The organism is Nocardioides sp. GY 10113, assembly GCF_004919105.1.
In the GTDB taxonomy this organism is placed as follows: domain Bacteria; phylum Actinomycetota; class Actinomycetes; order Propionibacteriales; family Nocardioidaceae; genus Nocardioides.
The window spans coordinates 262,065-276,987 of record NZ_STGK01000006.1; the positions used below are offsets into that span (position 1 = coordinate 262,065).

Below are 14,923 nucleotides of genomic sequence, written 5' to 3' on the forward strand. Positions count from 1 at the left end.
CGTCCGCTAGCGCGGTTCCTCGCTCTGCTCCCGCTCGTAGCGCGCGTAGAGCCGATCCCGCTCCTCGCGGTCATCCCGCTCGTAGCGCAGGGCGGCCCGCCGCGCGACCTGGCGCCCCTCGATCAGGAAGCTGAGCACGTGGAAGGCCAGCCCGAGCCCCCAGAAGAGCGTCAGCCAGAACGCCCACTGGAGGCCGCTCTGCCCGACCACCAGGTCGAGGATCCAGAAGAACGCGTTGAGAATCAGGAACGCCCCGACGTGCCACAGAAGGTCCGTCAACGCCCGGGCCCGCTTCTCCGCCGCCACGACTTCGTCGTCTCGTGCGCTCATCGTTCCATCTCCTCCATCAACGAGTCCGTCGCCGGCTCCGCCACCGGCGCAGCGACCGGCGTGAAGCCCTTCACGATCAACCACAGCGCCAGCCCGATCTCCTGGAGGCCGAGCGGCGCCTCGAGCACGATCTGCGGTGTGGAGAGGGGCTCCAGCCCGTAGGTCACCAGCACCCCGGAGAGCAGGTACGCCGCCGCGCCGGCCAGGCCCCAGATCGCCAGCCAGCGCGGGACCAGGCGTCCCACCAGCAGGGCGGCGTTGAGCAGCACCGCGCCCACCGGGAAGACCGCGACGTCGAGCACGGCGTGACCGGACCAGTCCCGGCCGGCGAGCAGCGACTCCCCGATCGCCGCGAACGCCTCGGAGCCCGTCGCCGCGTGCTCCTCGCTGACCGTGGTCAGGGTGAGCACCGCACTCGCGCCGCCGACGTAGACCGCGCCCTCCAGCGTCCTGGCCACCAGGTAGCCCACCGCGAGGCGCTCCGTGCGCCGCCGCAGCACCGGGTAGAGCACCACCGCGATGCCGACGACCGCGACGCCGAGGGCCAGCTCGAGCAGCACGCCCGTGGCCAGCCGGTCCGGGTGCGCCGCGGCCGTCCGCAGCCAGTCGTCGCCGGCCACCGACTCCTGCAGGGAGAGCCCCACCAGGCCGGCGAGGGTGCCGACGAGGAACAGGGCGCCGGCGAGGCCGGCGGTGGCGCGATCAGTCACCTCTCCACTCCACGCCGCGCGCCCGCGGAGAGGCAGGGGCATAGGTCCCGCGGGGGCGGGACCGGCACGCGCTTCCCGCCCGTCCGCGCCTCGCCGGGCCGCCGGCCGCCGGCAGCCGCCGGGCGGCCGTCGGCCTCGCAGACGAGAAATCGCCAACCCGTCCAATCCGATCGCGCGTCGGGACCGAATCAAGGGAGCCGGGGCGCCCGCCCCGGTTCGCACGACCCCCAGCGATCGAGAGGTACGACGATGTCCCTGCGTCCCGCCGCGGCCATTGCAGCCGCCACCGCCCTGTCCGCTTCCCTGGCCCTTGCTGCCCCGCAGGCCGCGAGCGCCGCTCCGGCCGCCACCGCCAGCGCCGCGCGAGCGGCCACCTTCATCGTCCCGACCGGGGGCGCGACCACCCTGGCCATCGCGCCCGGCACGGCCCAGGTGCTGACCGACAACGGGATCTCGGTCGCCCCGGTCTCCCAGGCCAAGGTCACCGGCAAGGGCATCGCCTTCCCGATCCAGGGCGGCCTCGTCAACGCCACCACCCTCGCGGGTCGGATCACCCACAGCGGCGGCCTGATGTTCTCCGCCGGCGGCAAGGACCTGACGGTCCGCGACTTCACGATCAACACCCGCAAGGGCGGGCTGACCGCCTACGTCGAGGAGGTCGGCAAGCGGATCCGCCTGCTCGACCTGCGCCTCGGCAAGGCGAAGGTCGACGCCACCAAGAAGCGCGTGAAGATCAGCAACGTCGGCGCGCTGCTCAGCGACAAGGCCGCCGCCGCGCTGAACGACTACTACTCCACCGACCTCTTCGCCGGCGGCCTGAAGATCGGCACCGCGACCGTCAAGGCCCGGATCAAGGTCCTCCGCGGTTGAGCAACGGGTGGATCCCGCGGTAGGCGTCCGGCTCCTCGGTCTGTCCCGGGGAGCCGGACGCCTGCTCCGGCCCTACTCCTGGCTGGCCCCGATCCCGTCGATCACGACCTGCTTCTTCGAGGTGGTGACCAGGCGCAGCGTTCCCGACAGGCGCCGCGGCACCTTGACCGTCACCGACGCGACCGCCCGGGTCTTCGACGAGCGCAGCGACACCGTGGCGATCCGCTTCGCACCGACCTTCACCTGCACCGACCCGCAGGCCGAGCAGGTGCGGGCCCACAGCGCCAGCCGGGTGGCGTGGAGCTTCTCGAGGGTCAGGATGCGTCCCTTCGAGGTCGCCTGGGCGGCCTTGCCGCCGGCATAGCCCTTGGCCCGGACCGACGTCCAGCCGGCCGAGCGGCCCAACGCCCCGTCGTCGAGCACCCGAGCGGTGCACCGCTGCGCCGAGGCCGGGCCGAGGTTGCCGGCCAGGTCACGCGCCCGCACCCGGAAGCAGTACGTCGTGCCGCCCTTCAGCCCCGTCGCGCGGAAGCGACCCGCCGCGTCGGCCTCGCCGACCTCGGACCACCGCGCCGGCAGGCCCTTCGCCCGGTACGACGCCATCCGGCGCTCGACCACGTAGCCGCCCAGCCCCGAGCCGTCGTCGCTGGCGGAGGCTCGGAGCGTCACCGCCGGGTCGGTCGTGAAGGTCGGCAGCGCCGCGAGGCTCGCCGCGCCGGGCGCCGTGCCGTCGACCGTGTAGGAGCACGACGCCTCGGCGGTGTTGCCGGCGACGTCGCGGCCCTGGACGGTGACGGAGAACGTGCCCTCGGCGCTGGTGTCCGCGGCCGCCGAGACCGTCGCGGCCGCCGGCCCCGAGCCGTCGTCGAGGACGCGCGCGGTGACCTCGCCACCCGCGGGGTCGACCGGGAGGGTCGTCGGCAGGCACTCCAGCTCCGGAGCGATCGAGTCGACCTTCACCGTCCGGGCGGCGACCCCGGTGAGGTCACCCACCAGGTCCTCGCCGGCGGCGTACAGCGTGTGCACGCCCTCGGGCATCGTCGCGCCCTGGCCGGCGTAGTCGCACGGCTCCCGCTCGTCGAGGAAGACCTCATCGTGGTCGGCGTGGGTCGGGTCGTCGAGGGCGCAGCGCACACCGTTGGTGACGAAGTTGCTGAGCACGGAGGCCGCAGCCACCGGCGCGGCGCGGTACCAGCCCGCGTCACCCTCGGTACCGCCGGCCAGGTCGACCGAGGCGGTCGGCGGCGCGGCCTCGCCGTCGTAGGACTCGACCACGCCCTGCAGCGTCGAGGAGGACCGCTCGGGCGCCACCGCACCGACGCCGGCACCTCGGCCGGCGAAGGCCTCCACGAAGCGCTCGTAGTCGGTGACGTCGACGGCCCGCGCTGCCATCAGCAGCGCGTCACGGGCCTCGAGGAAGGTCGGCTCCGCGGGTGTCAGCTTCAGCGAGGCGACCAGGTAGTCGGTCATCCGGCGCTTCGCCTGGGCGAAGGTCAGCTCGGGGTCGTCGCCCGTGGTCCGCTCCAGGAGCGACGCGTAGCAGTCCCACAGCATGCTGGCCCAGACCTCGCCGGCGTTGTGCACCTCCGAGTTCGGGGGCAGGTTGATCAACGGCACCGACGGCAGCGCCTGACCGTCCGAGATGTGCCGCAGGCTCAACCCGTTGATGCTCGGGTCGGTCGAGTACGGCATCCGCCGGATCCCGAAGTAGCTGGGTGACGTCGACAGGACCGCCGTGGCGAAGGCGCCGACCGAGTACGCCGCGTCCAGGTCGGCCACGTTCTCGGGGCGGACCGTCATCAGCAGCGCGACGAAGTCGCCCCACCCCTCGCCCATCGAGCGCGCCTGGACGGAGCTCAGCGAGGGGACCAGGCGGTGGGTCAGGTAGTGGCCCCACTCGTGGGCGACGACCTGCGCGTCGACCGACCCGTCGCGCGCGACGCCCGCGGCGGTCCGGTAGAGCCGGGCGCTCGCGGGCGGCGCGGCGCGCAGCGCGGCGCCGACGGCGGTCGTGACGCTCGCGGTCGGCACCGTGATAGGGCAGGGCGAGCCGGTGCAGCTGCCGCCGAGCGTGGGCGGGATGGCGCCCCCCGAGTTGTCCACGATCAGCAGGCCGACCGCCCCGGCGGTCTGGGCCCGCTGCGCCTTGACGTAGAAGGAGCAGGTGCCGCGGTCGACCAGGGCGATCGCTCCGGCCACGTCGGTGACCAGCGGCTCGCAGCCGTCGCCCGTCGGTCCGACGCCGTCGACCGCCGGGACGACCCGCGCGGTGACGTCGTAGGCCTGCGGGCCGAACGAGGTCGAGTTGCCGGTGTTGTACGACGTTCCGGTGGCCGGGACCGACAGGCCGCCGTCGACGGGGCCGTCCCAGACGTACATCTGCATCCGCGGGCTGACGCCGTCGGCCGGGGTCATCATGTTGGCGTTGTTGCGCCCGGAGAAGTCCAACCCCTCGGCGCGGATCGCGTCACCGCCGTCGCCGCCGCGGCCGTAGTTGTCGGCCTGGGCGTTGCCCGCCGCCTCGTCGAACCCGGAGTCGTAGAACCAGTCGTGCAGGTGGTTGATCGTGTAGAAGAGCGAGGTCAGTCCGGCGTCGGCCTGCGCGCGGTCGGCACCCGCCGCCTTGGTCACGTCGTAGGTGCGGTCGAAGGTCCCCGGCGCGGTGACGCCGGCCCGGTAGTCGCTGGCGTCGAAGCCGTCGGCGCCGCTCACGTCGGCGTAGGCGTCGACGTTGTTGCCGCTGGTCACCGTCGCCCCCTCCGGGAGCCACGGGTCGCCCGTGGTCGGGCCGGCGACCAAGGAGGGCGCGACGGCGGCGGCGCGGAACGCGTCCGGGACGCCGGTCGGGTGCGGGAAGCCGTCGGTGCCGTACGGACCCGCGTAGGGCACCCCGTCCCCGTCGGCCCACACCCGGTAGTCGTACTCCTCGGCGTCGCTGGTCAGGTCGTTGCGGTGCAGCAGCGAGCCGTCACCGGCGTCGATCACGTACGCCGTGCCGCCGCCGTCGGCGAAGACCTCCACGTACCACGCCGCGACCAGTCCGTCGGGGAGCCGGTACATCACCCGGCGCGCGCGGGCGGTCGCGCCGTCACCGGCCAGCAGGACGTAGCCGGCCTCCTCACCGGTGCTGCGCAGCCGGGTCGCGTCCGCGCCCGCGAGGTCGTCGTACGCCGCCTGGGCAGCCGCCTCCGCGTCCAGGTCGAAGTCACGCTGCCGCACCTCGGCCGGCAGCAGGTAGCCGGCGGCGCCGACCAGGCCCAGGTCGGCGTCGAGCGCCAGGCTGAGCCGCTCGTTCCAGACCTCGACGCCGTCGACGTCCTGGCCGAGCTCGACGACCACCGGGCCGCCGAGGTCCTGCACACCGGTCACGTCGACCGCCGCGACGTCGGCCCCGTCGAGGCGGTAGGCGCCGGCGATCCGGCCGAGGTGGTCGCGCGCCGCGTCCACCACGGCCCGCCGGGCGCTCGCCGAGCTGCCCGAGCGGCTGCGCCCGGCCGGCTCCGGGTCGGCGACCAGCAGGGTGGTCGGCACGCCCAGCTGCGACTGGACCTGCAGCGGGGCATCGGCGTCAGCCAGGTCCTCGATCGCCGCGCGCTGCGTCACCGACGGCGCGACCTCGACGTCGCTGCCGGCGAGGGCGTCGAAGTCGCCCTCCGGGACATCGCGCTGGTCGTCACCGCCGCCCGCCGGCTCGCTGGTCAGCGGATCGGGGGACGCCGCGACCGACGCGGCGCGTGGCGCGGCGGCGGCACCGGCCACGGTGGTGCCGACCTTCACCGCCGTGCTCGCGACGCCCTCGCCGGCCGTCGTCCACGCCCGCACCCGGCAGGAGTACGCCGCGGTGCGGGTCAGCCCGGAGACCTCGACCTCGGTGTCGCGGGTGACCGCGCTCCGCGACGGGGCGTCGGGGCTGGTGCAGGTGGCCCGGTGGGCCACGACGGCCCGCCCGCCGGCCGGGGTCGCGCGGTTGAAGGAGACCGTCAGCGTGTCCGCCGCGGCGCGGGTGACCCGCACCCGGGTCGGCGCGGAGGCCACCGGCAGCGGGGCCGCGGATCCGTCGGTGACGGCGACGTCGTCGACCCACCAGCCGCCGCTGGCGACCGCCACGTCCGCACCGAGACGGAAGCGCAGCCGGATGGTCTCCCCGGCCAGCGCCCCCACCGGCACCTGCACCGGGGTCCAGTCGGCCAGCAGACCGGTGAAGGCCTCCCGGCCGGCCAGCGGGCTGACCTCGTCCGGGTGGTCGACGCTGTCGAAGAGCGTGCCGTCGTAGCCGAGGTCCGCGGCGTCGTCGGCGACGTCGGCCAGGTCCTGCCACGTGTCGCCTCCGTCGGTGCTGACCTCGACCGCGCCACCGTCGTAGAAGACGGACGGGTCCTCGGCGTCGACCTCGAAGTCGTAGCGGTGCCGGAACGAGACCACCGGCGCGGCGCCGAGCGCGAGCGCCTCACTGACCATCACCTGGTCGCTGACCGCACCCGCACCCACCACGTGGGCGGCGAAGGAGCCGCTCGCCGCGCTGCCGACCCGGCCCCAGTCCGGGAGGCCGGACACACCGGTGTGCTCGGTCGCCCAACCGCCGAGGCCGTACTCGAACCCGTCGGCGAGCACGACGCGTTCGGTGGCCGCGCCGCTGGGCGGGGCGAGGGTGACGACGCCCAACGGCGTCAGGGCGGCACAGAGCAGGACGGAGAGCGGGCGACGCATGCAACCTCAACCTTGACGAGTGGGCACCACGCTGCGCCCGGCAGCCGGATTATCGGACCCACCCGACACCGCGACAAGCACCGGGTCGGCCAACGGCGCGTGTCGCCCCCCGCGCGGCGTCAGCCGCGGCGGCGTACGGCGTCGCGCAGCGCCTGCTCCGCGTCGACCCCGGCGGCCCTCGCCTCGACGGCCAGTGCCAGCAGCCGCTCCCCCAGCTCGGGCGACTCCGGGTCGATCTCGACGGGGCGTCCGGCCCGCTCCCAGCGGTCCAGGGTCTTGTCGGCGTACAGCAGGGCGGGCAGGCCCGGGGGCAGCGGGCTCGGACTGGTCGCGCCCTTCTCGGCGGCCTTCGCCTCCTGCCAGAGGTCGTTGACGGCGTCGGCGTCCAGCTCCCCCGCCGTCTCCCCTCGAGCACCGGCCCCGAACACGTGCGGGTTGCGGCGGATCATCTTCGCGGTGATCCCGCGGGCCACCTGCTCCAGGTCGAACTCGCCGCCCTCCTCGGCGATCACCGCGTGGAAGACCACCTGCAGGAGCAGATCGCCGAGCTCCTCGCGCAGGTGGCGCCACTCCCCGCTGGCGGCGCCCACGTCGATCGCCTCGAGCGTCTCGTAGGTCTCCTCGACCAGGTAGCGCTGCAGCGAGCGGTGCGTCTGCTCCTGCTTCCACGGGCACTCGGCGCGCAGCCTCCGCATCACCGTGACGAACTCGGCGAGGGCGTCCCCGGAGCCGCCGGCGGGACCCTCGCCTTCCGGGGCCCCCGGCATCGTCACCCCTCGGGCGTGGCGACGGCCTCGGGCCGCGCCCCGCACAGCTGGCTGTCGGGCAGCGCCGCGACCTCGTCGGCGCTCAGCTGCCCGCTCGTGCTCGTGGCGGCGTCCTTGGCGGCGTCGCTCACCGCGACGGACAGCTGGCCGTCCTCGTCGACGAACTGCCCGTCCTCGATCGCCAGGCCGAAGCGCGGGTTGATCACCACGTCGAAGTCGTCCGGGTCCGGGGAGCCCCCGGACGCGCTCGCGATCGCCTGGGCGCTGCCGATCCTGGTCAGGTAGTCGCTCACCACGCTCTGCTGATCGGAGTCCAGCTGGTCCCAGCCGGCGATCGAGCCCGTGTCGGGCTCGGGCGCCTTGCCGTCGATCCCCTGCTCGTCCCCGAAGGCGTTGACCACGGTCGAGCCCACCCAGCTCTGCAGCAGGCTGGCCTGGGCGGCTCCGCGCGAGGTCGCGGCCGAGTCCGGGGTCGCCGCGGTGATCACGCAGACCGCGTCGACGAGGGTGTTCAGGTCCGAGGTCGAGAGCACGGTGCCGTCGACCTCGGCGGCGACGCCGGGTCGCGGACCGGCCTCGCCGATGCCGCACCCGGACGCGGAGACCGCGACGGCGCAGAGCAGGGCGGTGGCGGACACGAGGCTGCGAGTGTGACGCACGCCGCCATTCAAGCAGGCGCAGGGCCGATCCGCTGCCGCCCGCGCCTAGGACTTCGGGTCGATCACCGCGTCGATCACCTGCCGCGCCCACTCCAGCACCGCCACGCCCTCGATCGGCGTCCCGGTCTTGCCGGGGATGCCCGGCCGCGGCACCAGGACCGCCTCGACCTGGCTCTTCACGATCGACTTCGGGTAGAGCCGCTGCAGCCGCACCACCCGCGAGTCCGGCAGCACGACGGGCGCGAACCGGATGTTCTTGCCGACCGTGGTGATCTCGGTGATGCCGGCGGCCCGCGCCCGGGCCCGGAACCGCGCCACCAGCTGGAGGGCGACCACGGCCTCCGGCGGCTCGCCGTACCGGTCGAGGAGCTCGGCGTTGATCTCGTCGACGTCGGCGTCGGTGCGCACCTCGGCCAGCCGCTTGTACATCTCCAGCCGCAGCCGCTCGCTGGGGATGTAGTCGTGCGGCAGGTGGGCCTCGACGGGCAGCTCGATGCGCACCTCCTCGAGGTGCTCGACCTTGTCGTCGCGGAAGTCGCGGACCGCCTCGCCGACCAGTCGCACGTAGAGGTCGAAGCCGACGTCGGCGATGTGGCCGGACTGCTCGCCGCCGAGCAGGTTGCCCGCGCCGCGGATCTCCAGGTCCTTCATGGCGATCGCCATGCCGCCGCCGAGGTCGGAGTGCTGGGCGAGGGTGGCCAGCCGCTCGTGGGCGGTCTCGGTGAGCGGCTTCTCGGTCGGGTAGAGGAAGTAGGCGTAGGCCCGTTCCCGGCTCCGGCCGACGCGGCCGCGCAGCTGGTGCAGCTGGGAGAGACCGAGGGTGTCGGCGCGCTCGATGATCATCGTGTTCGCGTTGGAGACGTCCAGGCCGGACTCGACGAGCGTGGTGCAGACGAGGACGTCGAACCGCTTCTCCCAGAAGTCGAGCATCACCTGCTCGAGCTGCTTCTCGTTCATCTGACCGTGCGCGGTGGCGACCCGCGCCTCGGGGACCAGCTCGCGCAGCTTGGCCGCGGCCTTCTCGATCGAGTTGACCCGGTTGTGGATGTAGAAGACCTGACCGTCGCGGAGCAGCTCGCGCCGGATCGCGGCGACCACCTGGCGGTCCTCGTAGCCGCCGACGTAGGTGAGCACGGGGTGCCGCTCCTCGGGCGGGGTGGTGATGGTCGACATCTCGCGGATGCCGGTGATCGCCATCTCCAGCGTCCGCGGGATCGGGGTGGCGCTCATGGAGAGCACGTCGACCGAGGTCCGCAGGCGCTTCATCTGCTCCTTGTGCTCGACGCCGAACCGCTGCTCCTCGTCGACGATGATCAGGCCGAGGTCCTTGAACTTCACGTCGGCGTTGAAGAGCCGGTGGGTGCCGACGACGACGTCGACCGAACCGTCGCGCAGCCCCTCCATCACCTCGGCGGCCTCCTTGTCCGTCTGGAACCGGGAGAGGCCCTTGAGCACGACCGGGAAGCCGCTCATCCTCTCGGTGAAGGTGGACAGGTGCTGGGTGACCAGCAGCGTCGTCGGCACCAGCACGGCGACCTGCTTGCCGTCCTGGACCGCCTTGAACGCCGCGCGCACCGCGATCTCGGTCTTGCCGTAGCCGACGTCGCCGCAGATCAGGCGGTCCATCGGGACCACCCGCTCCATGTCGCCCTTGACCTCGTCGACGGTGGTCAGCTGGTCGGGGGTCTCGTGGAACGGGAAGGCGTCCTCGAGCTCGCGCTGCCACGGGGTGTCGGGGCCGAAGGCGTGGCCACGGCTCGCCTGGCGGGCGGCGTAGAGCTTGATCAGCTCCGCCGCGATCTCCTTCACCGCCTTGCGGGCCCGGTTCTTCCGCTTGGTCCAGTCCGCGCCGCCGAGCCGGTCCAGGCTGGGCTGCTCGCCGCCGACGTACCGGGTGACCTGGTCCAGGGTGTCGGCGGGCACGTAGAGGCGGTCCGGCGGGGCGCCGCGCTTGCTGGCGCCGTACTCGAGGACCAGGTAGTCGCGGGTGGCGCCGTGGACGACGCGCTGCTTCATCTCCACGAACCTGCCCACGCCGTGCTGCTCGTGCACGACGTAGTCGCCGGCGCGCAGCTCGAGCGGGTCGATCTGCTTCTTCCGCCGGGTCGGCATCGAGCGCATGTCGCGGGTCGAGGCCTTCTGCCCGACGATGTCCTCGCCGGTCAGCACCACCAGCCCGGGCGTCTCGTCGGTCGGCTCCAGCACCAGGCCGTGGCCCAGGCCGCCGCACGCGACGGTGACCACCGCCGGGTCGAGCGTCGTCCCGGCCGGGAGGTCCTCGAGGAAGCGGGCCGGCACGTCGCGCTCCCCCAGCGCCTCGACCATCCGCTGAGCCGGCCCGTGGCCGGGGTGCACGACGACCACCGGACGTCCCTGCGAGCGCCACGCGGTGACCTCGGTGAAGGCCCGCTCGACGTCGCCGCGGTATGTCGGCGCGGCGGCCACCCGCCACTGGCTGTCGGGCTCGGTGTCGGGCTGGGCCCCGGCGCCGCCCGGCTGGTCGGCGTCGAGGCCGAACGGGCTGAACGTCCACCATGCGTGGCCGAGGTCGAGCGCGTGCATCCGGACGTCGCCGAGCTCGCGGTAGGACGCGGCCTGCAGGTCGACCGGCGCGGACCCGCCGGAGGCGGCCGCCGCCCAGGAGGCGCCGAGGAACTCCTCGGAGGTGGCCACCAGGTCGTGGGCGCGGGCCCGGGCCCGCTCGGGGTCGAGGACGACCACCTGGGTGCCCTCGGGCATCAGGTCGACGAGCAGCTCGAGCTCGTCGACGAGCGCCGGGATCAGCGCCTCCATGCCCTCCACGGCGATCCCCTGGGCGAGCTTGTCGGTGATCTCCAGCAGCTCGGGGTGCCGGCGGCCCAGCTCGGCGGCGCGGGTCCGGACGTCCTCGGTCAGCAGCAGCTCGCGGCACGGCGGCGCCCAGAGCCGGTCGAGGCTGGCGATGGTGCGCTGGTCGGCGACGGCGAAGGAGCGGATCTCCTCCACCTCGTCGCCCCAGAACTCCACCCGCAGCGGGTGCTCCTCGGTGGGCGGGAAGACGTCGACGATGCCGCCGCGGACCGCGAACTCGCCCCGCTTCTCGACCAGGTCGACGCGGCTGTAGGCGGCGTCCACCAAGCCGGCGACGACCTCCTCGAGGACCGCGCCGCCGCCGACGGTGAGCTCGACGGGGGCCAGGTCGCCGAGACCCTTGACCTGCGGCTGCAGGATCGAGCGGACCGGCGCCACCACGACCGAGACCGGCCCGGCGCCCACCGCGTCGCCGGGGTGGCACAGGCGGCGCAGCACCGCGAGCCGGCGCCCGACGGTGTCGCTGCGCGGGCTGAGCCGCTCGTGCGGCAGCGTCTCCCAGCTCGGGAAGTAGGCGACGGTGTCGGGGTCGACCAGGTCGCCCAGCTCGGCGACGAGCTGCTCGGCCTCACGGGTGGTGGCGGTCACCGCCAGCACCGGGCGCCCGGTGCGGACCAGCCCGGCCACCAGGAACGGCCGCACCGGCTCGGGGCCGGTGAGCTCCCGGGTGGGCAGCCGCCCGTCCGCGGCGTCGGCGAGCGGGCCGGCCAGCAGTGGGTCGGCGAGGACGGCGTCAGCGAGACCGGCGAGGCTCATCGGGGCGCTCCTGGGGACGGGCGGACAGCACGATCGCCCCGGTTCAGCCGCGACAGGGGTGTCGGGCGCCGGGGTGGGACCAGCCTAGGACCCGGCGACGACACCCACCCAACCGCCCGCTGCGGGGGTTATCCCAGAGCGCCCGTCCCCTCGCCCTCGGTCCGCGGCAGGCCGCCGGTGTGGGTGAACCCGATCCCCGAGACGGACCAGCGCGAGCCGGCCGGCGCCGTGACGGTCAACCGGAACTGCAGGTAGCGCCCGCTGCCACCGACCTGCCCGGCGCTCACCTGACGCCAGGGGCTCCACGTGCCATCGGATTCCGGACTGCTGCCCGTCCGCACGCTGAGCGTCCACCGACTCCCGGCAGGGCTGACCAGGTCGGCGAGGGCGAGGTCGGTCCAATCGGCCTTCTGCCCTGCGTCGAGCACGCCCGAGGTGTAGGAACCCGCGCCGCCGCTGGGCAGGGCGAGGGCCCCGAACCCGTCCTCCCCGATGCGCAGCCTCCCCGTCACGGTTCCCCGGCGCAGGCTCTCGGCGGTCTGGACAGCCACCCCCGCGGGGCGTGTGAGCACGCTGGTCGACAGCGACGCGCTGGTGTTCCCCGACCCATCGACCGACCTGACGCGGACCGCGTAGGTCGTGTCCGGTCGCAGACCAGTCAGGACGACCAGATGGTCGCGCACGAGACCTTCGTCGAGACGGTGGTGGGTCCCCAGGCCGGGCACGCGCTCGTACTCCACCTCGGAGGTCGCCGGCTCGCTCGTCGTCCACGCCACGCGCGCGGTGCCGTCCGGCAGGGACACCACACGCAGCTGCGCCGCAGACGGCGCGACATCGTCCGCGGCGGCGGACCGGAAGGTCGCGGTGGGCTGGCCGGGCGACGGCCAGGTGTCGGTCCTGCCGCCAGGGGTGCGGGAGAGGACCCGGTAGCGGTAGGTGGTCCCCGGTGCCAGGCCGTCGAGGACGATCAGGTGCTCGGTGGTGCGGACGGTCTCCGTCGCGACCTCCCTCAGCGGCTCGGACCCGTTCGCCAGCAGCACGGTCGAGGTTGCGGGCACCTCGGTCGACCAGGCGATGGTCACCGAGTCCTCGGTCGACTCGGCGACCCGGGCGGCCGCGATGGTGGGGGCGGCCGCCGCGGCGTACGTCGCCGACCAGGCGCCGCTCGCGGCGGAGAACGTCGCGTACTCCTGACCCTTCACGGTCATCCGGGCGAAGGCGACCGCGACCCCGTCCCTGGTCAGCGCGGTCAGCGCCGTTCCGCCCGGGCCGCTCGTCGGGAGCATCGCGGTGAGGCGGGAGGCGCCGCTCCCCACCCCGATCGAGAACGAGAGCCTCGACCCCGACCACGAGAGGTTCCGGAAGGACGAGCCGTTGCGACCGTCGAGCCAGGTCAGCATCTGGCGCGCGCTGACGATCGGCACCCCGCGGGCCTGCGCGGACGCCAGCAGCTGGTCACTCTCGAAGGTGGTGGCGCTGTCGGTGTGCATGTTGGCCGTGAACGCGCCGTAGTAGCCGAGTGGCCCGAGCGCACGATCGAGCAGCGTGTTCGGCGTCGCGGGATAGGTCTGCTCGGACTCGTCCGTCATGACCGTCTGGGTCTGATAGACGTCGATCAGCGACCCGTCGGTGTCGGTGAACCGCATCGGGATCCCGGACCCGTTCATGAACCCCGGGCGGTCCTGGACCCACGAGCCGGGCCAGAAGTAGTAGTTGGTGTCGAGCCGGATGCCGTTCGCGAGCTCCGCCCTCGGCTGCGAGCTCCAATCGCTGAAGACGATGCAGTGGGTCCGGTTGGTGACCGGTGACGGGAGCCCCGTGTACTTCGCCCGCCAGGCGGAGAGCTGGCTGCTGTAGCCGCTCTGCAGGCTGGACAGCGAGGTGAAGTCGCCACAGCCGGTCGAGTGGTGGAGCCCCACCTCGAACCCCTGGTTCTGGTACGACGTCGCCTGCGCGTTGCTGAGTGGCGTCGAGGTGTAGACGTAGGAGGTGAACCGGGGACAGGTCCACGCGGCGACCGAGCAGCCGCTGGGGCTGTTGGCGAGGTAGGTGTCGAACCGGCCGCCGGTGCCACCCGTGCCGTGGTCGTCCCCGGTGGCGACGACCACGGCCCTGTGGGTGTCGGGGAAGTACCAGAAGCGCGGCACCGGCATCCGGTCGCGGGCCATCACGGTGATCAGGTTGGCCAGGAGGCGCTGCTGCTCGTCGGCCTGCGGGATCTGCACCTTGGACAGGTTCACCCAGTCGGTCGAGGTGCCGCCGAAGTAGAGGTCGTCGGAGCGGATCGGCGCCTGGCCGTCGCGGTCCTGGCCGGACCACGCGGGGTTGCCCTGGTGCGTCAGCACGACCGACCTGGCCAAGTCGTAGGCGAAGGTCGCGACCTGGCCGCCGTTCGACCCGACGCTGCGCCAGCTCACCGCGGGCAGTCCGGTCGAGGCGGTCGCCGACGTGTAGAGCGTCGCGACACTCGATGCTCCCGACAGCGCATAGCGGTTCGCGGCGCCGTGGAACTGCAGGGTCTCGGTCGTGATGCCGGCCCCGGGTTCGCTACTCCCGTCCACCGCGAGATAACCCTCGCTCACCGTCCCGGCCTGGGCGGTCAGCCCGGCGAGAGCGTTGAACCGGCTGTCGGGTCGCATCAGAACCAGGTCGCCGCCGGCGGTCACCCAGTCGGCCACCGCCGCGACCTGGGCGTCGGTCACGGGGACCTCCCCCACGACGAGCGTGCCGTACGGCGCGAGCCCGGTCTCCGTGAGCGCCGCCGGCCCTACAGTCTCGAACTCGTTGAGACCCTCCGCTCGCATGATCTCGGCGAGGTAGGTCGAGACCGGGTTGCCGGCACTGGTGACGACGCCGATGGGCCCGCCAGGCCCCTGATCGGGCGCGGGAGCCGCCGGCGCAGCGGTCTGGAAGGACCAGCTCGCGGACGGAGCGACATTTCCGGCGGGGTCCGAGACTCCGCTCACCTGGACCGAGTACGTCGCGGAGGTGTCCAGCGCCTGGGCGGGCTGGAAGACCAGCCGGGTGCCGCCGGTGTCGAGGGAGACCGTCCCCGGCACCAGGGCGTTCGACGCGTTGCGGACAGCGATCGTCCCGGTGCCGGACTGGAGGGCCTCGCCGTACGTCGCCGTGACCAGGGTGTTGGTGGGGACGCCGGTGGCGTCCCGGGCCGGGCTGTGGTCCACCAAGGACGGCGGGGTGGTGTCGGCCGCGGACTCCTGGAAGACGACGTCAACCCAGTAGTTCTCGCTGTTGTAGCTGCTCGTCGGGAACA

8 protein-coding genes are annotated in these 14,923 nt (G+C 73.6%); 1 reads left to right on the forward strand and 7 read right to left on the reverse strand.

All coding sequences use genetic code 11. The annotated features are described in order from the left end of the window. Window positions 1–6: 6 nt before the first annotated feature. Both E8D34_RS10580 and E8D34_RS10585 read right to left on the reverse strand, forming a co-directional pair. The gene (locus E8D34_RS10580) at window positions 7–330 is read right to left on the reverse strand and encodes a 2TM domain-containing protein (RefSeq protein ID WP_136594586.1); all 324 of its coding nucleotides are present in this window, start codon (window positions 328–330) and stop codon (window positions 7–9) included. Further along, window positions 327–1,040: a DUF4386 domain-containing protein gene (locus tag E8D34_RS10585; protein ID WP_168929400.1), complete on the reverse strand. Its 714-nt coding sequence runs from the start codon at window positions 1,038–1,040 to the stop codon at window positions 327–329. Before E8D34_RS10585 ends, E8D34_RS10580 begins: the two co-directional genes overlap by 4 nt. Window positions 1,041–1,289: 249 nt before the next feature. On the opposite strand from E8D34_RS10585, the gene E8D34_RS10590 reads away from it, so the two are divergent. Then, window positions 1,290–1,910, forward strand: coding sequence for an HtaA domain-containing protein (locus E8D34_RS10590; protein WP_136594588.1), 621 nt, complete (start codon window positions 1,290–1,292; stop codon window positions 1,908–1,910). 72 nt (window positions 1,911–1,982) lie between these two features. On the opposite strand, the gene E8D34_RS10595 is transcribed toward E8D34_RS10590, so the two are convergent. The 5 genes from E8D34_RS10595 to E8D34_RS10615 all read right to left on the reverse strand — a co-directional run. Further along, window positions 1,983–6,617, reverse strand: coding sequence for a M36 family metallopeptidase (locus E8D34_RS10595; protein ID WP_136594589.1), 4,635 nt, complete (start codon window positions 6,615–6,617; stop codon window positions 1,983–1,985). 119 nt (window positions 6,618–6,736) lie between these two features. Further along, window positions 6,737–7,384, reverse strand: a complete 648-nt coding sequence (locus E8D34_RS10600) for a MazG nucleotide pyrophosphohydrolase domain-containing protein (RefSeq protein ID WP_136594590.1) — start codon at window positions 7,382–7,384, stop codon at window positions 6,737–6,739. Window positions 7,385–7,386: 2 nt separating this feature from the next. Then, complete coding sequence (locus E8D34_RS10605) at window positions 7,387–8,022, reverse strand: hypothetical protein (RefSeq protein ID WP_136594591.1); 636 nt, start codon at window positions 8,020–8,022, stop codon at window positions 7,387–7,389. A gap of 66 nt (window positions 8,023–8,088) precedes the next feature. Then, window positions 8,089–11,649, reverse strand: a complete 3,561-nt coding sequence (mfd, locus tag E8D34_RS10610; protein WP_136594592.1) for a transcription-repair coupling factor — start codon at window positions 11,647–11,649, stop codon at window positions 8,089–8,091. Between the two features lie 128 nt (window positions 11,650–11,777). After that, window positions 11,778–14,923, reverse strand: a 3,146-nt coding sequence (locus E8D34_RS10615) for an Ig-like domain-containing protein (RefSeq protein WP_206056662.1), incomplete at its 5' end; no start/stop codon positions are given.